Source organism: Candidatus Avoscillospira sp. LCP25S3_F1 (assembly GCF_052117125.1).
Taxonomy (GTDB): domain Bacteria; phylum Bacillota; class Clostridia; order Oscillospirales; family Oscillospiraceae; genus Avoscillospira_A.
On the sequence record NZ_JBQKJT010000042.1, the window covers coordinates 1 to 6,355 of the forward strand.

Here is a 6,355-nt window from a genome sequence, read left to right on the forward strand (position 1 = left end):
CACAGAGGAACTCGTTTGTCAAGAACTTTTTTCAAAGTTTTTTCGGAGTTCTTACTGGCCGCTTTCATCGGAACCGCTGTCCCTCAAGCGCTTGCATATAATATCAGACCACACTGTAAATGTCAACACCTTTTTTCGATTTTTTTCGAGAAAAAATGGGAGCGCCCTTCGGCGCTCCCTCGATGCTCTTTTTAGGGTTCCACTGCACGGCATACCCGCTCATACAGTTCCGGTTCTCTCTTGGCCAGAGAAATGGGTCTTCCCTTCTCATTGATAAAGCAATGGCTGCTGGTTCCATCGGCCCGCAGTTCTCCGGTGGCGTCGTCATAAATCCGATAGGACAGACTGTAGCTGACGCGGGTGACCTCCGTCAGCTTCGTCTCCACCCGGAACGTCTCCCCAAACCGGGACATGGAACGATAATGGCATTCCACAGACAGTACAGGACTGATGATCCCCCGGGTCTCCAATTCCGCATAGCAGACGCCCAGCGCATCCAAACAGGCTATCCGGGCCTCCTCCATCCAGCGAATATAATTGGAATGGTGGACCACCTGCATCCGGTCCGTCTCATAATAATAGATGTTTCTCCGATAGATGTGCACTGTTTTCCGCCTCCATCACAGCAGTTGGACGCCCATGCCCAGCAGACCCGGGCCGGAATGGACCGCCAGCGCCGGGCCGATTTCCGCCAGAATGATGTCTTCCGCGTTGGGCAGACGTGTTTTCAGAATTTCCGCCGCCGTCTTCGCCCGTTTGGCCGCGTCGGCATGGGCCACAAACAGCCGAAACCGCTTCCGATCCCCTACGGCCTTCACCGTCTGGCTCACAGCGGCTTCCAACGCCGCACTGTTGCCCCGGGCCTTCTGCACCGTCTGGAGCACACCCTCCCGGGTACAGGAAATCACCGGCCGGACGCTGAGCAGATTGCCGACAGCCGCCGACATTTTGCCGATGCGCCCGCCCTTTTGCAAGTATTGCAGCGTCTCCATGGTGAAAAAGACATGGACATTCCGTGTCATAGCTTCCACAGACTGTTCCAGAGCGTCCAGACCCATGCCCTGAGCCGCCAGTTCTGCGGCCCGAATCACCAGAGCGCCGGCGCCGATGCCGATGCTGCGGGAATCCACCACCCGCACGTCCATGTCTTCGATATCCTCCGCCGCCAGACGCAGCATCTGACAGGTACCGCTGAGGCCCGAGGAAATGGTGACAACCAAGGCCTCTTTGTATCCCTGATCCCGCAGGGATTCCAGCAGCGCCACGGCGTCGCCCAGAGTTGGCATGGACGTTTTGGGAATCTCCAGGTCCAGACGGTCCAGGACCTGCTGCACCGTGATGTCCACCCGGTCCCGGCAGGTCATGGCCTCATACTGCACCAGCAGCGGCAGAACGTGGATATCCCACCGATGGCACAGGGCTTCCGGTACGTCGGTTCCGCTGTCGGTCACAATCGCAATGGGGTTCATAGAGGCCCCTCCTTGTCATATTAGGATGGTGATATCTTATCCACTTTCTTCAGGATTGTCAACACAGCCCCGCTCACAGGACCATCAGCAGCGTCCCCGCGCCAATCAGCACGCAGCCCACAACGGCCTTGACACTGACCGTTTCCCGGAAGATCACAAAAGCCAGAACCACCGTAATGACCACGCTGAGTTTGTCGATGGGCGCCACCCGGGACACCTCCCCCATCTGTATCGCCCGGTAATAGCAGAGCCAGGAGGCCCCGGTGGCCAGACCGGACAGAATGAGAAACAGCCAGCTTTTGCGGTCGATCTGAGGAAGACCATTCTGCGCCCCGGTGAGAAACACCATCCCCCAGGCCATGACCAGAACCACCGCGGTCCGAATGGCGGTAGCCAGATTGGAATTGACATTGGAAATACCGGCTTTGGCCAAAATGGTGGTCAATGCCGCAAACAGTGCCGACAAAACGGCGAACACGCCCCACATGAAAAAAACCTCTTTTCTTGGGATAAAGCCGCGCCCCCGAACCGTACAGTCCGGGGGCCTTGGGATGTTGTTTGCGTATTTAAAGCACTTTGGCCAGGAACGTTTGCAGCCGCTCACACTGGGGATTGCCGAACACTTCTTCCGGCGTTCCCTGCTCCACAATGCGGCCCTCGTCCATGAAGAGAACGCGGGTAGCCACTTCCCGGGCGAAGCCCATCTCGTGGGTGACCACCACCATAGTCATACCCTCATTGGCCAGTTCCTTCATGACCTCCAGCACCTCGCCCACCATTTCCGGGTCCAGGGCCGAGGTGGGTTCGTCAAAGAGCAGGACCTTGGGCTTCATAGCCAAAGCCCGAACGATGGCAATGCGCTGTTTCTGGCCGCCGGAGACCTGATTGGGGTAGGCGTCGGCCTTATCCTCCAGGCCCACGCGGCGCAGCAGGGCCAGGGCCGTTTTATCAGCCTCCTCCTGGGTCATCAAACCGGTACGCACCGGGGCCAGGGTGATATTCTTTCGGATGGTCATATTGGGAAACAGGTTGAAATGTTGGAACACCATGCCCATTTCCCGACGAATGGCGTTGATATCGGCTTTGGGGTCGGTGATCTCCACACCGTTGAAGGTGATCACGCCCTCCGTGGGGTTTTCCAGCAGATTCAGGCACCGCAGGAACGTGGATTTTCCGGAACCGGAGGGGCCGATGATGACCACCTTTTCCCCGGGGTGAATGTGTTCGGAAATGTCCTTGAGGACGCTGTGATTGTCAAAGGACTTGGATAAATGCTTAACGTCGATCACTTTGACGCAGCCTCCTTTCCAATTTGCTCTGGAACCAGGTAAAGATCAGCACCAGCACCAGATAAATACACGCCGTGCCGATCAGCGGGAACATGGCTTCAAAGGTACGGCCATAGATACCCTGGGCCGCGTGGAGCAGCTCCTTGCCGCCGATGACGGTGATCAGGGAGGTATCCTTCAGCAGAATGATAAACTCATTGCCCAGGGCCGGCAAAATGGCCTTGAATGCCTGGGGAATGACGATAAAGCGCATGGTATCGATGTAGCCCAGGCCCAGGCTACGGCCGGCTTCGGCCTGACCGGGGTCCAGGGACATCAGGCCGCCGCGGATGATCTCCGCCACATAGGCGCCGGAATTGATGCCCAGGGTCAGGGCGCCCACCGCTGTGAAATTGCGGCTGCTCTTGAAAATAACCAGGCCCATAATGAGCAGCTGGACCATCATGGGGGTACCGCGGATAATGGTCACATAGACCTTGCAGAGGATATTCACCAGACCCAGCAGCGGGTTATGGTTGCCGGGGCGCTGCTGATCGTGGGCCGTGCGGACCATGGCCACCAGGACGCCCAGCAGAATACCGATGCACAGGGCCAGAGCCGTGGTCAGCAGTGTGGTGCCGACGCCCTCCAAGTATTGCAGCCACCGGTTGTTCTCCAGAAACGCCTGATAGAACTTTACATAAAATTCCTTGAAGAATCCGATTTCCTCACCCAGAACCATCAAGGATTTCCACTGCTCATAGGAAGCAGCCAGATTCACAGACGATCACCTCGTTTTCCAGTAGAATGATAAAAAGCCGTAAAAGGGCGGCTGTGGGGCCGCCCTTTTGATACAGATGTTTACTCGGCAGTGATGTAGGTATCCACAATGGACTGCACGGTGCCGTCTTCGATGAGTTCGGTCAGGGCGGCGTTGACAGCGTCCACCAGGGCGGTGTTGCCCTTGGCAAAGCCGATAGCGTAGTCCTCGGTGACATACTCGGTGTCGAGGATGGTCAGGCCGGGATTGACGGCCACGAAGGATTCAGCGGGGGCCTTATCGATAACGACGCAGTCAATCTGGCCGTTGACCAGTGCCTGGACAGCGGTGATGCCGTTGTCATAGGCAATCACATGGTCCTCGCCGTAATCGTCGGTGCAGTAGATGTTGCCGGTGGTGCCGCGCTGGGTACCGATCATCTTCTCGCCCAGGTTGTCGATGGTCACATCGGAGCCTTCCTGGGTGATGATGACCTGGACGCCGTTGGCGTAGGTCTCGGAGAAGTCCATAACAGCCAGACGGTCCTCATTGACGGTGACACCGGCCATGACCATGTCGCTCTTACCCTGCTGGACGGCCAGCAGCGCGGCATCGAAATCCATATCGAGAATTTCCAGCTCCAGGCCCAGCTTGTCGGCAATGGCGGCGGCGATATCGGCGTCGATGCCGATGATGTTGCCGCTGTCGTCGGTCATCTCATAGGGAGGGAAAGCGGCGTTGGTGCTCATGGTCAGCACGCCGTCGGTGACGGTGGTCAGGGTGCCGGCGCTTTCCGTTCCGGTGGTCTCGTCCCCGGTGGTCCCCTCGGCGGCGTCTCCGGCGGCGTCGGTGCTGCCGGCGTTCTCCGCGTTGGACGCATTGTTCTCAGCAGCAGGCTCCTTGGTATCGTTGGAGCCGCAGGCCGCCATACCAAATACCATGGTCATGGCCAGCAGCAGAGCAAGAATCTTTTTCATTGTTCCTGGTTCCTCACTTTTTTCGTTTAAATTTTTTATGCCTTAAATTATACATCGTGTTTGAATATAATGCAAGCGTTTTTCGTTGTGCATACTCACCAATATTCCATTTTTATTTGGCACTTCGTTCATAACCTCTGTCACATTCCCCCGTTTTCTAAAAATAATTGAGGACAATATCAAATTTTAGGTCTGTGGTCCCGGTTTGCAAAAATGTATGTATATTCAAATTATTCATGAATATACTTATTATTTTCAATGTTGCATTCACTGTTTGCGCAATGGTTCCGCTCCCCAGCAAAGGAACGGCTGAAAAATTTTTCTCTTTTTCAAAAATAATGCTTGCATTTTAAACTGGGACGTGATATCATACATAGGCACCAAGCGGTGTACAACAGAATATCCGGGTGTGGCGAAGTTTGGTATCGCGCTTGAATGGGGTTCAAGAGGCCCCGAGTTCGAATCTCGGCACTCGGACCAGAACGGAGTAAGCTATCGCAGCTTACTCCGTTTTTTTGTAATTATCCGCGTGCGCGCACGATACTGTTCCTTCCCCGCTTGTATGCGTCTGTTTAATTTTAAGCAAAGTTTAAGAATTGCCGTCTTCGATCTGTGCTATAATGGGCCAAAATAAGACATCTTAGCACGGAGGCATCCAATGATTCACGAAAGCACTTCCCTATCGCCAAGAATTCCGGGCAACGGGATCACTTTAAATAGCCTGAAATACATTGCCATTCTGGCAATGACCATTGACCACATCGCATTTGCCTTTGTCCCGGATGGAACACCTCTCGCCATTGTAATGCACATCGTCGGAAGAATCACCGGACCTGTGATGTTTTTTTCCGCGGTAGAGGGCTATCACCATACCAAAAATATCGGTAAATACATGATGCGTTTGGCCGTATTTGCCTTGGTAAGCTGGTTCCCGTTCTTATATTTCAAGTATGGCAACAGCGTGTGGGAGCACTCCTGGATGCGCCCAAATGTTATTTATACGATTCTCCTGGGCGTTCTGGCAATCCATATTCGGAGAAGTTCCCTTATAAAGTGTCCGGTCATCAAAACTCTTTTGATTTTGGCACTGATTATTCTCTGTGTCCCGGCAGATTGGGGCTGCACGGGTATTCTCATTATCCTTGTACTGGATTTCTTTTACGGTAACTTTCAGCACCAGGCATTTGCATACTGTGTGGTCGTCCTGCTACATATGGAAATCCTCACCATGCTGACAACCCCCTTCTTCGGATTGTTTTACGATCACGTTTTTTATATCGATGCCGAATACTACCTTCTTTCCATCGCAAATGTGGGTGCATTTCTGCCCATCCTGCTGCTGTCTTTCTATCGAGGCCGCCACGGAGCAAAAAACGGCTTTACAAAATGGTTTTTCTATAGTTTCTACCCCATTCATCTTTTGATATTGGGACTGCTGCAAACCTTATGATCTGCAAAAGCAAACGACCACTATTTTCAGACGGCTCCATTAACAGATTGGAGCCGTCTCCCGATTGAAAAAATAGTGCTTGCATTTTGTCGGAAGCTGTGCTATGATAGTTTGGCACTTGAGAGTGCATAACAGAATATCCGGGTGTGGCGAAGTTTGGTATCGCGCTTGAATGGGGTTCAAGAGGCCCCGAGTTCGAATCTCGGCACTCGGACCAACTAAGGTTGCTGAAAAAGATGCAACCCCTGAAACCCTTGCTGCGGCAAGGGTTTCAGCCGTTTCAGAGGACAAAATCGAGCACCAGACGAGATGGAGATGCAAGTAAGCGTAAAATAGAGGAGGACCTTTCCCCCTGTGGTAAGATGGGAGTAAAAGGACAGGGGGCAGAGAGGTCATGAGTGAGGAAAAGCGAATTTTGCAGTGCCTGAACT

Annotated in this window: 7 protein-coding genes and 2 tRNA genes; 3 read left to right on the forward strand and 6 right to left on the reverse strand. The window is 53.8% G+C overall.

The features are described from left to right. Positions 1-191: 191 nt before the first annotated feature. The 6 genes from ACTQ33_RS16775 to ACTQ33_RS16800 form a co-directional block, all read right to left on the reverse strand. Entirely contained in the window at positions 192-605 is a 414-nt protein-coding gene (locus ACTQ33_RS16775) for an acyl-CoA thioesterase (protein WP_441465638.1), read from the reverse strand. Between the two features lie 15 nt (positions 606-620). Continuing rightward, positions 621-1,469 carry a DegV family protein gene (locus tag ACTQ33_RS16780; RefSeq protein ID WP_441465639.1) on the reverse strand — a complete coding sequence of 283 codons (849 nt, stop codon included), beginning with the start codon at positions 1,467-1,469 and terminating at the stop codon, positions 621-623. 73 nt (positions 1,470-1,542) lie between these two features. After that, entirely contained in the window at positions 1,543-1,956 is a 414-nt protein-coding gene (locus tag ACTQ33_RS16785) for an EamA family transporter (RefSeq protein WP_441465640.1), read from the reverse strand. 79 nt (positions 1,957-2,035) lie between these two features. Further along, positions 2,036-2,758, reverse strand: a complete 723-nt coding sequence (locus ACTQ33_RS16790) for an amino acid ABC transporter ATP-binding protein (RefSeq protein WP_441465641.1) — start codon at positions 2,756-2,758, stop codon at positions 2,036-2,038. Next, positions 2,745-3,512 carry an amino acid ABC transporter permease gene (locus ACTQ33_RS16795; protein ID WP_441465644.1) on the reverse strand — a complete coding sequence of 256 codons (768 nt, stop codon included), beginning with the start codon at positions 3,510-3,512 and terminating at the stop codon, positions 2,745-2,747. The genes ACTQ33_RS16790 and ACTQ33_RS16795 overlap by 14 nt, the downstream gene beginning before the upstream one ends. A gap of 86 nt (positions 3,513-3,598) precedes the next feature. Further along, positions 3,599-4,474: an ABC transporter substrate-binding protein gene (locus ACTQ33_RS16800; protein WP_441465642.1), complete on the reverse strand. Its 876-nt coding sequence runs from the start codon at positions 4,472-4,474 to the stop codon at positions 3,599-3,601. A 403-nt stretch (positions 4,475-4,877) separates the two neighbouring features. Here ACTQ33_RS16800 and ACTQ33_RS16805 point away from each other — a divergent pair. The 3 genes from ACTQ33_RS16805 to ACTQ33_RS16815 all read left to right on the forward strand — a co-directional run bounded on the left by ACTQ33_RS16805 (position 4,878) and on the right by ACTQ33_RS16815 (position 6,141). Beyond that, positions 4,878-4,954 (forward strand) — tRNA-Pro (locus ACTQ33_RS16805). A 178-nt stretch (positions 4,955-5,132) separates the two neighbouring features. Then, a complete protein-coding gene (locus ACTQ33_RS16810; RefSeq protein WP_441465643.1) occupies positions 5,133-5,924 on the forward strand; it encodes a TraX family protein in 792 nt (263 codons plus the stop codon). Between the two features lie 140 nt (positions 5,925-6,064). After that, a tRNA-Pro gene (locus ACTQ33_RS16815) sits at positions 6,065-6,141 on the forward strand. Positions 6,142-6,355: the final 214 nt, after the last annotated feature.